Source organism: Streptomyces platensis (genome assembly GCF_008704855.1).
Classification (GTDB): Bacteria; Actinomycetota; Actinomycetes; order Streptomycetales; family Streptomycetaceae; genus Streptomyces; species Streptomyces platensis.
The window spans coordinates 1,533,860-1,553,899 of sequence record NZ_CP023691.1 but is presented as its reverse complement, the minus strand read 5'-3'; the positions used below and the strand labels follow the sequence as shown (position 1 = coordinate 1,553,899).

At 68.4% G+C, this 20,040-nt stretch carries 14 protein-coding genes; 4 read left to right on the top strand and 10 right to left on the bottom strand.

What is annotated here, in order from left to right; translation table 11 throughout:
- Positions 1-155 precede the first annotated feature (155 nt).
- From CP981_RS06530 to CP981_RS06485, 10 genes are all read right to left on the bottom strand, one after another.
- Positions 156-1,007: an immunity 49 family protein gene (locus CP981_RS06530; protein ID WP_244329581.1), complete on the bottom strand. Its 852-nt coding sequence runs from the start codon at positions 1,005-1,007 to the stop codon at positions 156-158.
- Positions 1,008-1,018: 11 nt separating this feature from the next.
- Positions 1,019-3,835, bottom strand: coding sequence for a hypothetical protein (locus CP981_RS06525; RefSeq protein WP_085926505.1), 2,817 nt, complete (start codon positions 3,833-3,835; stop codon positions 1,019-1,021).
- Positions 3,832-4,284 carry a DUF6507 family protein gene (locus tag CP981_RS06520; protein ID WP_085926506.1) on the bottom strand — a complete coding sequence of 151 codons (453 nt, stop codon included), beginning with the start codon at positions 4,282-4,284 and terminating at the stop codon, positions 3,832-3,834. Before CP981_RS06520 ends, CP981_RS06525 begins: the two co-directional genes overlap by 4 nt.
- Positions 4,285-4,411: 127 nt before the next feature.
- Entirely contained in the window at positions 4,412-4,723 is a 312-nt protein-coding gene (locus tag CP981_RS06515) for a pore-forming ESAT-6 family protein (protein WP_042160618.1), read from the bottom strand.
- A 49-nt stretch (positions 4,724-4,772) separates the two neighbouring features.
- Positions 4,773-5,105, bottom strand: coding sequence for a hypothetical protein (locus CP981_RS06510; RefSeq protein WP_085926545.1), 333 nt, complete (start codon positions 5,103-5,105; stop codon positions 4,773-4,775).
- Between the two features lie 202 nt (positions 5,106-5,307).
- On the bottom strand, positions 5,308-6,726 hold the full coding sequence (locus CP981_RS06505; RefSeq protein ID WP_085926507.1) for a DUF6177 family protein: 1,419 nt from the start codon (positions 6,724-6,726) through the stop codon (positions 5,308-5,310).
- An 85-nt stretch (positions 6,727-6,811) separates the two neighbouring features.
- A complete protein-coding gene (eccCa, locus tag CP981_RS06500) occupies positions 6,812-10,786 on the bottom strand; it encodes a type VII secretion protein EccCa (protein WP_085926508.1) in 3,975 nt (1,324 codons plus the stop codon).
- 37 nt (positions 10,787-10,823) lie between these two features.
- Positions 10,824-12,050, bottom strand: coding sequence for a MinD/ParA family ATP-binding protein (locus tag CP981_RS06495; RefSeq protein WP_085926509.1), 1,227 nt, complete (start codon positions 12,048-12,050; stop codon positions 10,824-10,826).
- A 59-nt stretch (positions 12,051-12,109) separates the two neighbouring features.
- The gene (gene eccD / locus CP981_RS06490; protein ID WP_085926510.1) at positions 12,110-13,465 is read right to left on the bottom strand and encodes a type VII secretion integral membrane protein EccD; all 1,356 of its coding nucleotides are present in this window, start codon (positions 13,463-13,465) and stop codon (positions 12,110-12,112) included.
- Between the two features lie 158 nt (positions 13,466-13,623).
- Positions 13,624-13,902: a hypothetical protein gene (locus tag CP981_RS06485; protein WP_085926511.1), complete on the bottom strand. Its 279-nt coding sequence runs from the start codon at positions 13,900-13,902 to the stop codon at positions 13,624-13,626.
- Between the two features lie 1,614 nt (positions 13,903-15,516).
- Here CP981_RS06485 and casA point away from each other — a divergent pair.
- From casA to cas5e, 4 genes are read left to right on the top strand one after another with little or no spacing between them, the layout of a single operon-like run.
- Positions 15,517-17,322 (top strand): type I-E CRISPR-associated protein Cse1/CasA, encoded by a 1,806-nt coding sequence (gene casA / locus CP981_RS06470; protein ID WP_085926512.1) that lies wholly within the window; start codon positions 15,517-15,519, stop codon positions 17,320-17,322.
- A gap of 11 nt (positions 17,323-17,333) precedes the next feature.
- Positions 17,334-17,966: a type I-E CRISPR-associated protein Cse2/CasB gene (casB, locus tag CP981_RS06465; protein ID WP_085926513.1), complete on the top strand. Its 633-nt coding sequence runs from the start codon at positions 17,334-17,336 to the stop codon at positions 17,964-17,966.
- Between the two features lie 56 nt (positions 17,967-18,022).
- The gene (cas7e, locus tag CP981_RS06460; RefSeq protein WP_085926514.1) at positions 18,023-19,177 is read left to right on the top strand and encodes a type I-E CRISPR-associated protein Cas7/Cse4/CasC; all 1,155 of its coding nucleotides are present in this window, start codon (positions 18,023-18,025) and stop codon (positions 19,175-19,177) included.
- Positions 19,174-20,037 carry a type I-E CRISPR-associated protein Cas5/CasD gene (gene cas5e, locus CP981_RS06455; protein WP_085926515.1) on the top strand — a complete coding sequence of 288 codons (864 nt, stop codon included), beginning with the start codon at positions 19,174-19,176 and terminating at the stop codon, positions 20,035-20,037. Before cas7e ends, cas5e begins: the two co-directional genes overlap by 4 nt.
- Positions 20,038-20,040 lie beyond the last annotated feature (3 nt).

Genomic DNA, 20,040 nt, shown 5'->3' with positions numbered 1-20,040 from the left:
TGACTCCATGGCGGCATCCGACCTGGAGCTGTGTGAGGTCTCGATCCTCTCCAGCGATTCCGATGGTGACTCCTCCATGATGGGAACCACCGCCGCCATCGTGTCCTTCTGATAGTCCTGGCGCGGAATGCGCGTTGCCATCTGTTCCAGGTGTCTCACGTGGGGAACTCGCCGCACCAGTTGCGCTTGATGAGGACGGCGGGCAGATATTCGGACTCGACCTCGATGGGGATGCCCGCGTCGTGGGCGATGCAGGCCATGGCGAGAGGGGCGAGGGCGACGAGGCCCGAGATCTGGAAGGCTCGCTCCTCCTCGCTCCAGTACTCCTTGTGCCACTGGAGGGCGTTGGCCAGCGCCCGGTTGAATCCGTCTCGGTCCTTGCGGACGAAGCGGTGGAACATCTCCATCGGGGGGTACAGCAGCTTGCCCACCGTCTCAGGGTCGTCGACGGCTTCCGGGGCGGTGGCGTCGACCGCAGTCACTAGCTTCGGGACGAGGTCCTGACCTCCGAGCCAATAGGTCTGGAGAGTGTCGATCCAAGCGTAGTCGTACTCGCCGAAACGCGAGCCGTTCTCTCGCAGCACGGACAGCGGCACCCGGCACAGGGACGTAATCCTGTCCTTCTCCCTGCACACCACCGCCAGGTAGAAGGCACTGAGCCAGGATCCCGGGTGCACGTACCACTCCGGACCGGTGGCCTGGAGCGTGCGGTCCTTGTGCGCGATGCGGCACTGCACCTGCTCTTCGGTTGTGGTTGCAGCGGCGAACAGGGCGGAGCCGACCTGCATCGCATTCACCCAGGCATCCCACGTGGGGAAGATCGCGGCCCGCGGGTCCATCAGGCAGTGTGCCTCGGCCAGGGTGAGCGTGGTGCCCAGGGCATCACCCAGATTGGTGGTGCCCGCTTCCAGACCGTCGACCAGTTTCTGCGCGTTCTCCTGGAGCACAGCGAGGCCGTCTTCCGCGTTCCCTGTGGGAAAGGGGTGGCGGGGGATGCTCGAGACCAACGCGTTTCTCCTTAGAAGATTTTGAAGTGCTTGAGCTCAGCACCAGCATACTGACCAGTGTTCTCGGTGGCCTGGACGAGAACGTAGCGCAGGCTCTTGTTCTCGATGGCCTCTCTAATCTCCCTGGCGTACTGGGCGTCTTTCGGCGACAGAAGGGCGCGCTGCTCCATATCGGCACAGATTGTGCGGACATACTCGATGGTTCCCTGTTTCACCATGGTGCCCCTGTCGAGCGCACCATTGCCCCGGCGCCAGTCCAGTCGCGCGTTCGGTCCCTTCGCCTCGACGATGATGAGGCTGCCGTCCTTGTCACGCCAGAGCTGGTCGAACCTCTTTGAACCGTTGGGCGTCTCGGGAAGGTCGGTGATCTCGTGGGCCCCCGCGAACTCCTTCTGTAGGAGCATGTGTCGGCGTGCGGCCTCCTCGCCGAGGGCCTCGCCGAGTTTGGTGTTGTTGGAGACGCCCTCGCCGACTGTCTTGTCGAAGTGCTCCTGCGCGTTGGCGAGAGCCTTCGCGGTCTCATCGGTCGGGTTGTTCTTGTAGGCATTCTCGGCGTTGGTCAGGTCCATGCCTGCTGTGCGCTTGGCTGAAACGTCGTCGAGGTGATCGAGGTGGCCTTGCGGGCTGACGGTGTCCCGGCCCCGTACGAGGTCGTCGAGGTGGAACTTCTCCGGGTCCGCGGAAGGCAGTTCGTCGGCGGCCATCCAGCCGCCGTTCGGCTTCTCTACGAGCTTCGGCAGGAGCTGTCCGTCCACCATTTCCTCGGCACTGTTGCGATAGCCGGGCCCCCACTTGTCGTAGTGCTCCGCTCGCCAGGCTGGATCCTCGTTCGCCAGACGCACATGCTCACGCGTGATGGCCGTCCGTTCTGCGGGCGTCCGCTCCTTGGCCGGCTTCTCACGGGCAGCTTCGTACTCCGCGTGATGGGCCGCGCGCGTCGCGTCGTCCACGCCGCCTGGGTTGGCTGCGTCCGGCGAAGGGGTAGCCGGGTGGCCACCGCCCGGGACACCGTTGTCCGTGGAGGAGCTGCCCGACATGACACTGTCGGTCGTGGAGCCGCCCGGTACGTCGTGACCGCCGCCCGTGGACGGGGTGTCCGTGTGGCCTGCGCCGCCCGCGGGATGGTTGTCGCCTGTGTGGCCGGTGCCACCTGTCCCGTTGCCCAGGTTGTTCGTCGCCATGTGGTTGCCCGCGTTACCTCCCGGAGCCCCGTGGTCGCCGGCGCGCCCCGTAGGGGTGGTGTCGTCCGGCCCGGTGTTGCCGTGGCCCGGGTTGTCGCCGGTGCGGGCCGGGTCGGGGATGTCCGAGCCGACGCGTGTGAAGTCGTCGCCTCGTCCGCCGACGCTGGCCAGGACCCGCTGCTCCTGGTGAGCCGGGGTCTCGATTCGTGGGTTGTCCGCGCCCGTGGTGGGTTGGGCGGGCTTCTCCTGGTGGGCGTCCTCGGCGCGTTGGAAGAGGCTGCCGTCCTCGTTGTAGATGTCGGTTCTAGGGTCCATGTACTTGCCGGTGACCGGATCTTTCACCGTCCCCGGTGGGAAGGTGACCGTGTCCTTGGGCAGCTCGATTCTGCCGCCCGGGAGTTTGGTTGCCCCTTCCGGGATGGCGGCGTCCTTGGGCAGCTGGATCGTGCCGTCCGGCATCTCGACGGCGCCTTCAGGCAGGCTGTAGGCGCCCTCGGAGATCTTCGGGGTCTCGACGTGGCCGAGGCCCTTGAGGTGGGCCAGCACGTCGCCGACCTTCGACAGGCCCGCGCCTGCGCCCTTGATGACGTAGGTCATCGGGTCGACGGCGCTGCCCACCTTGCTGACGACGGACAGGCCCTTGGCCAGCGCGCCTGCCTTGCCCGCGCCCTGCACGGCGGCACCGCCACCGCGGGTGAAGAGGGCGGTCACGATGTTGAAGGTGACCGCGCCGGCGGCTCGGGAGCCGTTCGATTCCCACTGGTCCCAGGCCACAAGGGCCTTGCCGGTATCCACCACTGCGGTACGCGAGTCCCGTAGCCAGGAGGGGAGCATCTTCCCCGGCGCCATCCAGTAGGCGACGTTCAAACCGGGCGTGGTGGTGATCGCCACTGCGGTGGAGAGCTTGGCCAGACCGGCCCACGCCTCGCCGGCGGCGTCCCCGCCGTGCCCGCCGAAGAGGGTGTAGATGCCGTCGATGGTGCCCCCCACGCCGTCGACGATGAAGCCCTTGCCGAAGTCCCAGAGGTGCTCTCCCACGTGCCACCAGGGAACGGATTCCTCGACCGTGTCGCCCCAGGGCAGGCTCTTGGATGCCTTGAGGGCTTCGGCGTCGTAGCCGTATCCCTTCTTGTGGGAGGCGTCGATCGTGTGGAGTGCCTTGCCTCCTGGTACCAGCGCGACGATCTTGGCGTGGCAGTCGCGTTCGGCTTCCTGGAACGCTGCCCAGACCTCGGCGATCTTGTTGCGGCGGCCCAGGTTCTCGTCGGTCAGGTCGCCGTCTTCGCTCCAGTCGTCTTCGGCGGCCTCGTTGTCGCGGAAATCGGCGGCTTCCTGCTTGAGCTGCTCCAGCCGGTGGATCAGTGGCCTGATCTCACGGGCGTAGGTGCTCAGAGCCCCGGCGATGGCGTGCATGTCATCGCTCAGGTCGTGCGCCGTGCGCTCCACCGGTTTGGTGACGCCGAACAGCTGCTCCGCCTCGGGTGCCTTGTAGAAGGCGGCCAGTCCGCCGAAGGACTTGTGGACGTCCGAGCCAGCGGTTTGGACCTTGGAGCCGCCAAGGGAGAGCGCCTTCGTCTTGGCTTCCAGAACGTCCAGATCGCCGGTGAAGACCGGTACATCGGCCGGGTCGACCGGTCCGCCGCTCACTTCTTCCCCCCGAAGTCCTTGAGAGCGTCCAGCCGCACCCCGTGGGCGGCGTTCTGGGCGTTCTTGGCCGCCTCCAGATCGCCCTGGACGTATTCATTGGTGGCTTTGGCAGCCCCCAGAACGGCGGCCTGGCAGCGATCGGCCATCGCCGTCATGCGCGGCTTGCGTTTCGTCACGTACTCGGCCAGCGCCGCGGCGACCGGCCCCGTCGCCGTCTGAGTGAACAGGGAGGTGGCCGCCGGTCCCAACGGCTTGTTCGTCGGCGCCCACGGTCCGGGCGACAGCGGTGTTCGGGCCTGCGTGCCCGGCACGGCCGTACCCGCTGCCTGAGCCGCCTCCTGGATGTCAGAGAGCAGTGTGCTGAGGACCTTCCCCAGGTCTTCGGCATGCGTGCCGACGACCTTCAACTGGCCCTGCACTCCCTGCGGCTGGATGTCCCATGACGCCATGAACGCCCCCCTGCGTACACACTTCTTGCACCGCCGCCGCGACCCGCGCGGCGACGCCCCCGTGGCCGGCAACCCGTCCGCGCACTCCGAAGGATTGCCTTATCTGTCGATGCGCTGAGGCGCCAGCTCAGCCGATGTTGTCGACCGCGGCCTTCGCGCGTGCGAGCGTCTGGTGCGCGGTCCCGTCGTTCTTCTCCAGCGTCGTCTTCAGCAGCTGGATGATGCTCCTGACCTCCTGCGAGGCACTGTTCCAGCGCATTTCCTTGCCGTGGTACTCCTCCGCGACACCATCCGCGGCGAAATCCGACATCGCCGCCTTCACCTGCGCATCACGCGCCGCGATCACCTGCTCCAGGCGCGCGATCACCGCCTGGATGTTCCCCTGCGCCTCCGCCGACGCACCCGAGTCGTACGAACGACGGTCCATGCCAGCAGCCACCACAATCACTCCCCCTGAAGATCTGAGTACTTGAGCCGCAAGAAGGCCGTCAGCGGCCCGAGAAGCGGGCCGCGTCGAAGTTCGCCGCCGACATCTGCGACCGGGCATTGTCGGCCTGCTCCTGGTCGCCCGAGCCGAACGCCGTCTCCATGCCCGACTGTCCGCCCACAATCGCGGCCAGCGCACTGTTCAACGATGCCGTGATCTCGTCCGCGCGCGACTTGAACGAGTCGAACGCCACCTTGCCCGACCCGTTGAACTTGCCCTCCAACGGCTGTGCTGCTTGCACGAGTTGGTGGATCAACGTTCCCAGTTCCGTGCTCGACCCCTGCGACTTCGACCTCAGGGTCGAGAGCGTCTGCGCCCCCATGTCGAACTTCATCAGGCTCCCCCCGCCAGACTTGACGATCGTTTGTACGGTCATGCCTATCAATTGCGAAGTCATTGGTGCAATCCGCAATCCCGATGCTATGCCCAAGGTCTGACAACGGCTCAAAACAGCCAGGAGCCCACCCACTTGCCAATGCCCGCGAGGTGCTTGGCAGGGAGGTCCACGCGCACGTTCCCCCCTGTGCCAGGTGCCCTCACTCGCCTTTCAGATGCCGCATCAGGCGTTCGAAGTCCTGCCAGCCCGACAGATCCAACGGGTCCCCAGGCAGTGGGTAGTACATCGCAGGGCGGGTCTTCGGACCGAGGGGGACAGGCGGCTGGGCCAGTGGCGTCTTCCGGGCACGGTCGCCGGGCATCTGGCGCACCTCCTCCGCGCCGAGCACAAAGGCCAGCGGGACACCGGGCCCCTCGAAGCGGGGCGGCACCGCCAAGTCCCGGCGGGCCTTGCGGATCTGGACGAGCATCGACAGGAGGCGGTGGCGGGTGGCGAGCACCTCCGCGGCCCTCGGAAGGGAGTCCACCGGCGGCTCCTCGTCGGGGCCGTAGCCGAACATCAGCGTGACGTACTCCTCCACGCCCGCCTTCGTACGGCTGACGCGCACCGTGGCCAGGCCCGGCCGGTCAGGGCTGCCGACCACCACGAACCAGGTCGGCTCGGGCGCCCGCTCGTAGGCGAGGTCGGTCATCTGGCGCGGCGACCAGGGGAGGTTGGCGGGCTCCGCGGTTCCCCACCCCGCCGGGGGCTCACCGGTGAGTTCGCGCCATATCGACTCCAGCGCACCGCCGAGGACCAGACGTTCGTCCGCGGGGTGGACCGTGCGGAAGGTGACGGCCAGCTGCTGCTCACCGGTGTCCGTGACCTCCTGGTACGAGGCAGCTACCGGGGTGCGGGGGTCATCGGCGGTCGCGTCGGCTGCCGCCACCGGTTGGAACATGCCGTCCTGCCAGCGCAGGACGGCTCCGGACTGTCCGTCGTAGTAGCCGTCCCGCTCGTCGCGCACGACCCAGCGGGACGGCCAGTTGCTCAGGCTGGCGCGTACGGCCGGGGAGAGCGTGGTTCCTGCTGGGGTGACGATCTGGAGGCCCAGTCCGTCACCGGCGGCGGTCTGGACAGCGTCCTGGAGCCAGGCGGTCATGGCGATAACCGGGCGGTCCTGGATGACGACGGCGACCTTGTCGGTGAGGACGTCGACCGCGGGCTGTGCGGCGGCGGGTGTGGGCGCAACGCTCATACCGTCGGTTTCCACCACGGCCAGGGACTGCGCGGCTTCAGGCGGCCAGGCCGAGCCGTCGGCCAAAGCGGCCAGCCGGGCCGCGAAGGTGCCCGCGAGCCGCTCGGCTTCTTCCACACCGGTGGTGGCGCGGGCCTCTGTCCACCAGTACGGAAGCGGCGGCGGGGTGGCTCCGAGCAGCCGCTCGGCCTCGCCCGCGACCTGCACGAGCAGCGGTGCTTCCACGGAGACGAGGGGGCGCCCCTCGGCGTCGCAGAGCCGTACGACCGCGCCTTCGCCCGCCGTGTCCACCAGCTTGTCGGGGCCTCCGGAGAGCAGTCCCGCGAGCATCGCCGACGGGTCGGGCATGCGCTGGGTGAGGGCGATGACGTCCTTGGTCATGTTGTTCTCGTCCGGTCCTTCGTTGTTCGGGGCATGGATGCCGTACGTCTCGTGGTCCGCGTGGGCGGGAGAGCTCTCCTGTATGTCACGCGGGGGAGTACACGGTCTGGATCAGGCGGTTGCTCTGGCCCCTGCGGATGAGGACACCGCGGCCCGGCGGCTGCCAGGAGGCGTAGACGCCGGGAAACAGCTGGCCTTCACCGCGGTCGCCGGCCATGAGGAGCGCGGAGGATCCCGACTCGCGCAAGCCCTGCACCAGAGGCTCGTAGATGCCCCGGGAGGCGCCGGCGACCCGGCGGGTGAGGACGAAGTGGAGACCGATGTCCACCGCGGACGGGATGTACGGCAGGAACGGAGCCAGCGGTTCCTGGCCGGCGGTGGTGAGCACGTCGTAGTCGTCGATGAGGACCACGATCCGCGGACCGCCGCCCCAGCTACCCGGTTCCAGTTCCTCAAGGCCTGCGCCGTCATCGGGTAGCCGCTTGCTCAACTCGGTGCAGACCGCTGTGGCGAGGCCCGCGCACAGCTTGGCGTTGTACGCGTAGCCGCCGTTGAACTCCTCGGGGATCGCGCCACGCAGGCCGCGCCGGGGGTCCATGACGGCGAAGACCAGCTCGTCCTCGCTGTAGCGCTCGATGAGACCGGCGGCGATTGTCTTCAGGAGGTTCGTCTTGCCGCACTCGCTGTCGCCCATGATCAGCAGGTGTTGGTCGTGCTGGAACAGGTCGAGCAGTACGGGTTCGAGTGCTGTCTGGCCCAGGCCGATGGGCACCCGCTGGGGTTCGGCGACCGGGCCCGGCAGGACGTGGGGCTCCAGCCGGTGCGGCAGCACCCGCACCGGCTGTGCGACCTCGCCGCTCCAGGTGGCGCGGATCGACCGGGCCGTGCGCTCCAGAACCGATCCCAGGTCCGCGGTATCGGCGAGCGAGTCCGTACGGGGAAGTGCGACATGTGCGAAGAGCTTGCCGGCGGTCAGGACGCGGCCGGGCTCGTCGGGGGAGAGGGTCACTGCCAGCTTGCTGTCGATGCTGGACTCGCTGGGGTCGTTCAGCCGCAGCTCGACGCGGGTGCCGAAGTTCGACTGGACGGCGATGCGGACGTCGTTCCAGCGGAGCATGCCCGCCACGACGTGGATGCCGTAACCGCCGCCGCGTTGAAGGATGTCGGCGACGGCGTCGTCCAGCTCTTCGAAGTCGTCGCGCAGCGCGCCGAAGCCGTCGATGACGAGCACGATCTCGGCAGAGGCCAGCTGCGGCAGCCGGCCTGCCGCGTGCAGGGTACGCAGCTGATCGACGGAGTCGATGGCATGCTCGCGGAAGAGGTCCTCCCGGGCCGCGAGCATGTTGCGTACCTCGTCGACGGTGCGCGCCACCCGCTCACGGTCGAGGCGACCCGCGACACCCCCGACGTGCGGCAGGCCCGACAGGGCCGCCAGACCGCCGCCGACCAGGTCGAGGCAGTAGACGCCGACCTCCTGCGGGGTGTGAGTCAGCGCGAGGGAGAGGACGAGGGTGCGCAGGAGCGTGGTCTTGCCCGACTGCGGGCCGCCGATGACGGCGGCGTGGCCGCCCGCCACCGTCAGGTCCAGGTACCACTGACCCTGCCACTGCCTGGCCGGATCGTCGAGCAGACCGAGCGGAACCTCCAGTGGGCCGCGGCGCCCCATGAGCTGCGTACCGCGCGCACCGACGTTCAGGGGGCCGGCGACCGCGTCCAGGGCGATCGCGTCGGGCAGCGGGGGCAGCCAGATGCGGCGCACCGAACCAGTGGCGTTGGCCAGCTGCTCGACCATGACGCCCAGCTCGGTCGGCCCCATCTCGCGGCGCCGCACCGCAGGCTCCGGCGCGTCCGCATCCTCCTCAGTGGCAAGGGTGTTGAAGGTGTCGTAGGGGAGGGCGAGGGGCCCGGTGTCCTCTTCGTCCGCGCGCTGCACGGGGCCGCGGTAGGCGCCCGAAACATAGCTGGCCTTGAAGCGGTCGTAGTGGCTGGTGTCAACCTTGAGGTAGCCGAATCCGGGGAGCGGCGGCAGGTGGAAGGCGTCTGCGGTGTCCAGAACCGTACGGGATTCGTCGGCGGAGAAAGTGCGCAGGCCGAGCCGGTACGAGAGGTAGGTGTCCAGACCCTTGAGATGGCCACCCTCGATGCGCTGACTGGACAGCAGCAAGTGCACCCCGATCGAGCGGCCGATACGGCCGATGGACAGAAACAGGTCGATGAAGTCCGGCTTCGCGGTGAGCAGTTCACCGAACTCGTCAATGACGACGAACAGGTGCGGCAGCGCCTCCAGATCCGACCGTCCGCTGGCGCGCAGCGCGGCGTAGTCACCGATGTCGGCGACATTGCCCGCGTCCTTGAGGACCCGCTGACGGCGCTTGACCTCACCGGCGAGCGAGGCGTGGACGCGTTCGACGAGGCCGGCCTGGTTCTCCAGATTGGTGATGACACCGGCGACATGCGGCAGGTCGGCGAACGGCGCGAAGGTCGCCCCGCCCTTGTAGTCGACGAGGACCAGGGCGAGGTCCTCAGGCGGGTGCGTGGCTACCAGGGCGAGGACAATGGTGCGCAGGAGTTCCGACTTCCCCGAGCCAGTGGCACCGACGCACAGACCGTGCGGGCCCATGCCGAGCTCGGAAGACTCCTTCAGGTCCAACAGCACCGGCTCATGTGCATCGTTGATGCCGATCGGTACACGCAGGAAGGCACGTTCGCCGCGCGGCGCCCACAGGCGCGCGAGGTCGAGCTGCGCCACGTCGTCAACGCCGAGCAGCTCGGCGAAGTCCACCGGCCCGGTCAGGGGGGCGTCGGTGAGCGACTCGGCGGACAGCCGCAGTGGCGCCAGCATCCGGGCCAGCCCCTCGGCGAACGGGATGCCGGCCTCGTCCACAGAGCCGTGGGCGAGGACCGGCTCCTGCGCGCGCAAATCCTCGATGAGCACCTGATCGCCGTCGACAGTGATCCGCACGCCGACCTGCCCCGGCTCCTGGACCCGCTGTTCCAGCAGGTGCAGGACGGTGACGCCCATCTCGCGCAGGCCGACGGCCTCGTCGGGACGTGGCAGGTCGACGGCGTCCTCACCATGCCCGTCGGCGACGACCAGCAGCCGGGACGTCATGGACAGGGCGTCCTTGTCGGACAGGCCGCGGCGCACCTCTGCTGCATAGGAGGCGCGACGGCGCAGTTCTGGGCCGAGCTGCCGGGCGAGCTGGGGTGCGGAGGGTGCGATACGGCGAGCGGCTACGGGGCCGTCGAACTGCTCGGAGTCGAGCAGATGCGGCATCCACTTGGCCCACTCCCAGTCGGCGAGCCGGTCCCCGGGCACCGCGATCGCCATTGCCACATCGTCGGGAGCATGCAAGGCAGCGGCTTGCACGAGGAGGGCGCGCGCGACGCGCAGGCAGTCTTCGCGGGGGCCGATGACGCTGACGTTGCCTACACGGTCGAGCGGGACTGTCAGCGGCAGCTCGGTGCCGGTGCGGAAGCGGGCCATCAGCGCCGACGCCTCATTGAGCATGAAGCGGTCGGGCGGGGTGAGGACCGACGAACCCTGCTGCGCGATCTGCAGATCGCGCACGGGCATTTCACCGGTACCGACACGCACGCGCAGAAAGTCGCCGTCGGCGCGACGGCGCTCCCACAGGCGAGCCGGATCGCGCACGATGTCGTAGAGGGCGGCCGGGGCCGGGTTGAGGACATCGGCCCGCTCGCGCCGTTCACGCTCCTCGCCGACCAGCTCCTCGCGCAGATCCTCCAGATAGGCCAGATACGCCTCGCGCTGAGTGCGCCGAGTGCGCTGAGCCTTGCCACGCTGCGAGAAGACCAGCGCGACAGACCCGATGACGGTGACGACGAGAATGATCGCACCCAGCCCGGCGAACTGGCTGTTGCGCACCACCGTCATCATCACCACCGACGACATGACGCCGGCGACCGGCAGCAGCGACATCGCGATATTGCCCGCCTTCCCCTCGGGGAGGTTGGGCGGGGCCTCGATGATGCGCGCCTCGGACGCGGCCGGTGGCCGGGTGGCCCTGGCCGGGCGGTGTATCAGTCGGGTACTCATCCTCGTCCGTCATTCGCGATCGGGCTTGGCATCTGGGTCAGTGACGCTGCTGGGAGAGCTGGAAGACGTCAGCGGCAAGACGGGCGGCGGCTTGCCTGGTCGGGTGAGCCAGCAGTTCGGTATGGATCCGGCCCCCGGCTGCCAAATGCCGGTCATATGGCAGAACCTGAACACTCACCCCGGTGGACCTGAGCGTCTGGATGGCCTCGTCCAGGTCGAGCCCTGAATGGGGTACCAATTCGGTGAGCACGACAACCGTGCCGGCCATCACATGCCGCGGCAGCCCCTGCATCCACTTCAGCACCGCATACGTACTGCGGATGCCCTCCGGCGTGGCAGGCGTGGTCAGAACCCGGCCATGCGCGGCACCGAGCGCGACCCGGCCGACTTCGGCGGGCAACGTCTCACCGTCGATGACCATCACCCCGAAGTAGCGACGCAGCGCCACCACGGCCCGCTCGTACGCCCGGCTGTCCAGCATCACACCGATCTGGCCCTGACTCGCAGGCAGCAACCAGGCGTTGTTGGGCAGTTGGACGAGATATCCGGTGACGTCGAGCAGGGACATGTCCGGCTTGACGATGTCCGCGATATCACTGGTCGTCCAGCGCAGTGCGTCGGCCCCGAGCCGCTGCGGCAGCGAGCCGAGTGCCGGATCGGCCTCCAGGAAGAGCACTGGGTCCTGCCGGTAGTGCGCGTACGTGGTGCCGAGCAGCGCGGCGACGGTCGACTTGCCGGATCCACCCCGGATCGAGGTGACGGCAATCTGCCGACCGGTCGTCACGGGCTGCTGCAGCACCGCAGCGGTGCGGGTGATCTCGGCGACCTCGCGCGCGGCTGACGACGAGAGCGTACGGCGCAGGGCACGTACCGCACGCGCCGCATAGGACTCGCCGTGCCGGGGCTTGCTGCGCAGCGCGTCGGCCAGGCCACCCTCGTCCACCACTACGGCCTGCGAGTCGGGACCGCTCTGGGGCTGGGGGCCCGGGGCGTACGCGGTTGGGGCCTGCTGCTCCTGGTACCCGGCCTGCTGCGGCCAGCCGCCCGGGAGACCCGCCTGCTGCTCCTGCCCCTCGTACGGGCCGGCCTGCCGTGGCGCACCACCGCCAGGGGCGGCGTCCGGCGCTTGGGTGCCCTGTGCCGGCAGTGCGCGGCCCGGCGCGGAAGCGCGGTACGCCTGTCCGCCGGGGCCTTGTGCACCCTGCTCGGCGCCGCCCCTCAGGTCGCGCAGCACATCACCCTGCCAGCCGTCTCCGCTCGGCACGCCTGTTCACCCCCCACTCTGCTGCCCGCCCGCAGCGCCAGCACATCGACTCAGAACTGTCAGAACTGGTTGAGCAGCTGCCCATACACACCGAACACACCAAAGGCGAGCGGGAAGAGCCCCACCATGCCAACGGACTCGACCAGATCGCCCATGCGCCGCAGCCGCACCTGCACATGCTCGGGCACCTGCACCGCCAAAACGACCAACGGCAGCACCGCAGCCACACACAGCACAGACAGCGGCCCGACACCCCCCGCATGCTCCATCCACCACGTCACCAGGCGCACCACCAGGCACGACGCAGCAGCCAAGAGCGCAACAACCTCCACGACCAGCGGGAACGCTCGCGCCCTCGACACCAGCACCACGACAACGAGCGACGCCAGCACCACGCTCCATACGGTCGGCCGCTCGGCCAGTGTGAGCAGCCATCCGGCGAAGACTGCCGAAACCGCAGTGACGATCGTCGAGAGGGCAAGGCCTCGGTGCGTCGCTGCAAGCGCGGTACCTACCTGGTGACGGCTGACGGAGACACCGCCCGAGCGGCGGTCGTCGAGCGCGGTGAGCCCCGATGCCGTCAGCGCAAGCCGCGGCAGCACACCGAGCACCACCAACGAGAAGACAGCCATAACGGCACCGAGCCGGGCCGGATCACCCTGAACCGCGGCCACCGCCTCCCACGCAACGGCGATCGCGGCAGTGGTCACCGCACCAACGAGCCCACCCTTGCCCAGCGGAGAGAAGTAACCAAGGAACACCAGCGTCACGACCAGCGCACCCGCCACGGCAGCGAGCCGCGCGGTGCCAGGCCAGCCGAACGCATCGGCAGCCGTCCACCCCGTGAGAACACCAAGCCCGCCGGCGGCGAGTAGGAGGGCGGTCGCCAGTCCCCGGTTTCCCCGTCCGATCTTGGCGACGAGCGCACCGGCGGCCAGGAGCACAGGCGATACCACTGACAGAGCACCGAACAGGGCGCCCAGTGGGAACTCACGACGGGCGAGCAGCGCGGCGATCACGGCGAAGACGACCGTTGCCACCCCTGCACTGGCCCGGCGCGCAGCGGGACGCCAGCGCCAAGACCGCAGATCGAGGTCGTCAGCGACCTGATCGGTGACGTCGTGCACAACGGGAGCCGGCGGCGCAGAATGCGTCGTCACCAGCCGGAGCACGGCGCCGTCGGCTACCCCGGCCGACGCCAGCGTGCTGTCGTAGGGCAGGACAGAGCCGTCGGCGGTAATCAACTGCCGAGCTACCGGACGCGATGCGGGCCGATCGCCCAGCAACGGCAGGACATCCGGGATCAGTTGCCCTATCGGCGTATCGGAGAGCAGGACGACATCGGCCCGGCGTCGCTCACCGACCAACGTCACTCGGCTCAGTTGCGCCTGGGAACTCGCTGCTCTGCTCACCACTTACCGGAACCTACCATCGCGGGGTTGACGAACTCTTCGGCCAAACGGGACATGCTTCCACGCTGGCTCTGCGTCAGGGAAACCTCTTCTGCACGGTCAGCTCTTCGCGCATTCCCCGGGAATGTCGCAAACTCTGTCCGAATCCGATCCACGGGCTTCTAGGGGGCCGCCGACCTTGTCGGCTGCCCGTACTGCTGCATCTGACGCTGCTGCTTCTCCTGCTCAGCCTTCTGCGTGGCCAGCGTGTGCTGAAGGAACGACCACCCCACGCACCCCGCACACAGGACAGCCGTGATCGCGATCCCCGCGAACACCTTCCCCAGCCGCTCGTCCGCCGTGCGACGTCCCCGCTGCGCCCCGAACAACAGGGCATCCCGCATTCTGCGACGGCGTACCGCCACCGACTCCAGCAGCTGACTGTCGTAATCCCGCGCCATTTCCTCGTCCGTCGCTTCAAGTCGCCTACCGCACTCGCCATGGTCGATGAACCCTTGGCGCCGTTGGCGGCCATACGCTGGCCGTTACTCCACCTTCATGCATGATGGCGCACTCCTGCGCCTGCCGTCGTCCAGCTGGCTCGTCGAGCACCGTCATGCACCCCGGCCGAGGCAGTGCAGGGCGGCCGACTTCAGATTCAGCGACCAGCCAGCACATATCCCGATCGCTCGGTCCACACGACCGTCGAAACGTGCTCCGTGAGCCCGATTCCGGGCAGTGGGACGGGGGGACCGGGGAGCCCGTCACGGGGAGAGCCGACAGCACATGTACGTGTGGGAGAAGCTGGCAGTTTCGTCTGGATCGTCGGGCTGGCCAGAGGGAGATGCCTGCGGTTTGGAGTCCGACCAGGGGGCGCCGGGCGGGTCTCGGTGGCGTTTGTGGCCATGATGTCGTCAGTGGAGGCGGCGACGATGCTCGCGGCGGGCGTGGGCAGCTGCCGGTACGGCTGGGTCCACTCTGCGGCCAGGGAGCAACCCCGCGGGTGCGGGGAGCAGGGCCACCATGGCGGTTTACGTTCACGATCCTGGGGACCAACCCCGCGGGTGCGGGGAGCAGCAACCGACGAATCGGCAGGCTGGCCTACGTCAGGGACCAACCCCGCGGGTGGGGGCAGCTTCATCCAGCACCCTCCTCAGCTGGAGGGACGGGTCCAACCCCCGCGGGTGCGGGGAGCAGACTCGGTAGTCGTCGGCGTAGAAGCGGTAGCCGGGACCAACCCCGCGGGCGCCGGGAGCAGAGCCGCTCAAGGAGGGTACGTGCCTGCTGCTCGGGACCAACCCCGCGGGTGCGGGGAGCAGAGCTTCAAGTTCATCCTCCAGATTCCGGTGCAGGGACCAACCCCGCGGGTGCCGGGAGCAGCCGTGCCACCGCGTCGAACGGGTTCTTCACCGGGGACCAACCCCGCGGGTGCCGGGACCAGCATGGCGCTGTTCGATGTCGCCGAGGCCACGTGGGACCAACCCCGCGGGTGCGGGGAGCAGTTGGCGTAGGCGTTCGCGGTGGTTGGGGTGAGGGGACCAACCCCGCGGGTGCGGGGAGCAGATGCCGCGCGAGCGTAGCTTGCCAGCGTAGGCGGGACTAACCCCGCGGGTGCGGGGAGCAGCCCGCGATCCGGGCCTCCGCGCGGGCCAGCAGGGGACCAACCCCGCGGGTGCGGGGAGCAGATGCCGCCGCCGGGCACCGCGACGACGAAGACGGGACCAACCCCGCGGGTGCGGGGAGCAGACAACCGCGGCCTGGCCCTCGAACAGGTGATCGGGGCCAACCCCGCGGGTGCGGGGAGCAGATCGTCTTGACCTCGGACACGTACATGGAGCTGGGGCCAACCCCGCGGGTGCGGGGAGCAGTGCGGGTGCCTGGCGTGCAAGCTCGGCGCCGTGGGACCAACCCCGCATGCGCGGGGACCACGCACGGAGCAGGCTCTGTACAAGGTGGGCGAGGGGACCAACCCCGCCGGTGCGGGGAACGTTTTGGCATTTGGAGACGGGGCTGGGGGCTGCTGTGTAACGATGCTTCTCGCGTCTCATGGCGTGGATGTATGGGGGGAAGCCTAGTTGTGTAATTTGCTGGATGACGTGTGGTTGTCCGCACGCTCCTCGAACAGTGTTGCGGGGGAGGGGTATCGGGGGCTTGGCGCCTTCGAAGAAGTTGGCGTGCGACGGCTCCTTTTGGAGGCCGAGCGGTTCCAGGACATCGCTGTTGAGCTGCCGACCCAGAAACCGGCGATTTATCGGCAGTTGTTGCTGCCCATCGTCGTGGATGCTCTGGGACGGCCGCGGGATGCCGCTGAGTGGGTTGCGGTGTTCAAGGCTGGGGCCTTCTCTCCTGAGCAGTGCGACAAGCTCAATGCTTACCTTGACGGTCACCGTCACCTGTTCGACCTCTTCGGCAAGGACGCGCCCTTCGCACAGGTCGCGCGGCTGCGCACCGCCAGAGACGAGACCAAAGGGTCTGCGCTTCTGGTGGCGACGGCTGCCACCGGCAACAACGTGCCGCTGTTCTCGTCCCGTTCGGAGGGTGACTCGCTGGATCTGACCCCGGCGCAGGCTGCACGTTGGCTGCTGCACACCCATTGTTGGGACACGGCCGCCATCAAGACAGGTGCAGTGGGCGATCCGCGGGTGAAGGCGGGGAAGACGACGGGGAATCCGGTCGGGCCGCTGGGGCAACTGGGCGTCGTCATGCCCAAGGGTCGTACCGTCTACGAGACTCTTCTGCTCAACATTCCCTTCGGACAGCCACTGCTGTCCGACGACCGGCCTCAGTGGAGGCGTCGAGGGCCGAATGGCAGGGTTGAGGAGACGCTGTCCTGTGCCACACCGGCTTGGCAGGCCCGCGCGTCTCGTGGGCTGTTGGACGTATGGACCTGGCAGTCGCGTCGTATCCGGCTGGTTCCGGAGGAGACCCCAAGCGGGCTGCGGGTCACGCAGGTCGTTGTGGCCGCGGGGGACCGACTGGACAGCACGCCCGATCACGAACCTCATACCGCCTGGATCGTCGACAGTGCCGCTACCCGTGGCAAGAAGAGCGGCAAGGGGAAGAAGGCCGTCTCTCCTGTTCGTCCTCGACGACATCAGCTGGGGCGTGCTGGTTGGCGAGGTCTGAACGCATTGCTGGCGGTTGATCGTGCGGGGGAGCAGATCGATGCGACGGACGTTCGTGCAGGCTTCCACACCAGCGTTCTGCTGAGCCGCATCGGTGCGGTCAGGGAGCGGCTGCCCCAGGAGTACCCGCTCCAGGTAGAGTTGACGGGCATCGCCTACGGCACTCAGTCCTCCATCGTCGAGGATGTCTTCTTCGACGAGATTCCCCTACCGTTGACTGCGCTGAACCCGGACGGCATCGTCTGCGGCTCGCTTCTGGAGGCCCTGAGTCAGGCGGAAAGTCTCGCCAGCGCGGTCAACAGTCTCTCCGCTGATCTGCGGCGGGCGGCCGGCACCGAGCCGATCCCCTGGGACAAGGGGCAACGCCCCGGAGACACCTTGCTGCACGCCCTTGATCCGCTGGTACGTCGGCTGCTGGCCGGACTGCGCACGGTGGGTGAGGACTTCGAGCAGTCCGAGCGTGGATTGACGGCATGGGAGCAAAAGGCCGGGCGGGAGACCTGGAAGGTGGCCGAACAAGTGCTCTCCACAGCCGCCCCGGGGCTCTTCAGTGGCAGGACCGTGACGAAGGACGGCAAGGATCGCGTCTATCAGCTCAGTCGTGCCGAACGTCACTTCCTGGACCGCATGGATGAGATCCTCACCCGCCGCGCGGCCCTGCGGAAGGCCGCACCTGAGCCGCAGCGCAGGCCCCGCTCTCCCAGCCGCCCCGCCACCGCACCACACACGACCGATCGGCCGTCTGACGAAAGCTAAGGGGGACCACCGTGTCTGCCACACCCGAGACCGGCCCCAGCAGCACCACCGAACCCACAGCGTCCACGCCCGTCCGCCGCTACTGGAGCCAGTGCGTACGGAACGATGGCACCTGGCGCATCGATCCCAGGAACGGTGCCCCTATCCAGGCCCCCGGCGAAGACCTCGCCGCCCTGCGGTCCGGCCTGGGGCAGCCGGCTGGCACAGTCCCCGCGCTCTGGCCCTTCTACACCAGCTACACGGACGGACAGGTGACGCCGGAGCTGGAAGCCGAACACGCGGCCCTGTCGCTCTACGGCCTGCATCAGCAGAGCCAGTCCCACCCCATGCACAAGCGGGGTGTTGGGCTGGGGGCGGCCCTGCGCGATCTACGGCACGACGGCCGGTTCAGCACGGAGGCCGTGGACCGCCGGGTCGCAGCCGCAGTGAACACCACCTCTGTGCCTACCCTGGTATATCGGCTGCGGGGCCTGATCACCCAACTCCGGGCGGTCAAAGTGCCCTTGGACTACGACCAGCTGCTGCTAGACATCAAGAACTGGCACTACCCCGAGTCACGTCGACGGGTCCGCCGCACCTGGGGACTGGCGTATCACTCCTGGAATGTCCGCCCGGTCAAGCCGTCCCCTGACCACGTCTCCTAGCGCTCTCACGACAGAGCCGCCACGCCCGTCCGCAGACCGCATCACCGGAGGTCTCCATGGTGCTCACCGCCCCCCGTGCCTACATCGACGTCCACATCCTTCAGACCGTGCCCCCGGCCAACCTCAACCGCGATGATCAGGGCAACCCCAAAGAGGCGTACTACGGCGGTGTGCGACGGTCCCGGGTCTCGTCCCAGGCATGGAAGCGGGCCACCCGCCTCCACTTCACCGAGCGCACGCCCGAACAGGACCTGGCGACCCGCACCAGGCGCATCAGCAGTGCCCTCGCCGGCCTGGTCAGCGCCGACACCGACCTGCCTGCAGAGGCTGCGGCCCGGCTGGCGGGCGCCCTGCTCGCCCCCTTGAAGATCAGCGCTGGAAAGAAGGAGGGGGACACCGCCTACCTGTTCTTCTATGGGCGTCGGCAACTCAGCGCTGTGGCCGCTCTCGTCCGCGATCGTGCGGCCGAACTGGCCGCCCTGGACGACGCAGAGCTGGCAGCCGAGATCGACCGGCTGCCGGTGCAGGAGAAGTTCAGCACTGGACATCCGATGGATGTCGCCCTCTTCGGACGCATGGTGGCCGACATTCCCGCACTGAAGGTCGACGCCGCCACCCAGGTCGCCCACGCCCTGTCCACCCATGCCGTCGAGCTGGAATTCGACTACTTCACCGCCGTCGACGACGAGACCATGAAGGAGCAGGAAACCGGCGCCGGCATGATCGGCACCATCGGCTTCAACTCCGCCACCCTCTACCGCTACGCCTCCGTCAGCCTCCACCAGCTCCTGCACAACCTCACCGACGAGGAGGCAGCGGTCATCGCCGTCGAGGAGTTCGTCACCTCTTTCGCCCGTTCCATGCCCACCGGCTACGGCAACTCCTTCGGCCACCGCACCTTGCCCAGCTTGGTCGCGGTCGTCGTACGCGCAGACCAACCGGTCAACCTCGTTTCCGCCTTCGAGGAACCGGTAGGGGCCCACTCCGGAATCGCCGAGGAGTCCGCCCGCCGCCTGGCGCGCGAGTACGCCACCGCCACCAGGGTGTGGGGCGACACACCCGCCTTCACCGCCCTGTGCCACACCTTCGACTCCTCCGGGAAGACCGCGGAGCAGCTCAGGGACACCTTCGCCGAGCCCGTGGCGTTCCCGAAGCTGCTGACCGGCCTGCGCACCCACCTCACCGACACGGTCAAGCGAGCCACCCGATGACCAGCCCTCCGACGGCAACCCTCGCCCCTCAACGGACGACAACCGAAGCCGTACTCCTGCTCCGCCTGGCCGGCCCCCTCCAATCGTGGGGCTCCCGCAGCGCCTTCAACCGACGCGAGACCAACCCGGAGCCCACCAAATCCGGTGTGATCGGCCTGCTCGCGGCGGCCGCCGGACTGGCTCGCGAGGACCCGCTCGACGAGCTGACGCCGCTCAGCATGGGCGTGCGCGTCGATCAGCCCGGAACGCTGCTGCGTGACTACCACACCGTCAGCGACTTCCGGGGCCGGCCACTGCTCCAGGCCGGAGTCTCGGCCAAGGGCCGTCAGAAACCCACCTCCCCGGCCAAGTACACCCATGTGACCACCCGCTACTACCTCCAGGACGCTGTGTTCGTCGCTGCTGTCACCGGCCCTCGTGACCTGTTGTGCACCCTGGACCAGGCCGTCCGGGCCCCCTCCTTCCCCCTCGCGCTCGGCCGCCGCTCCTGCCCTCCCACCCAGCCGCTCGCCCTCGGCCTGCGGGAAGGAAACCTGGAACACGTCTTGCGGGAGGAGCCCTGGCAGGCCTCCCGGCGTGCCCGTGAGCAGTACGCCGCCCAGTGCGGACGGGAGCAGGAGCTGGACCGGTCGCTGTATCCGGCGCGCATCGACCGTTCCGTCACCCTTGAGGACCCCGAAGGCGACGACGTCCTCCACGACTCCCCGGTCTCCTTCGATCCGTACGCCCGCAGCTTCACCAGCCGACGGGTACGGCATGGCTGGCTGAGTATCCCCACTGGGTTCCCCCAGCCCGACACCGCAGACAACGCCGCGGACGAAGCCGCAGGACACGACCCCTTCGCCCTTCTGGGCTGGTGACCG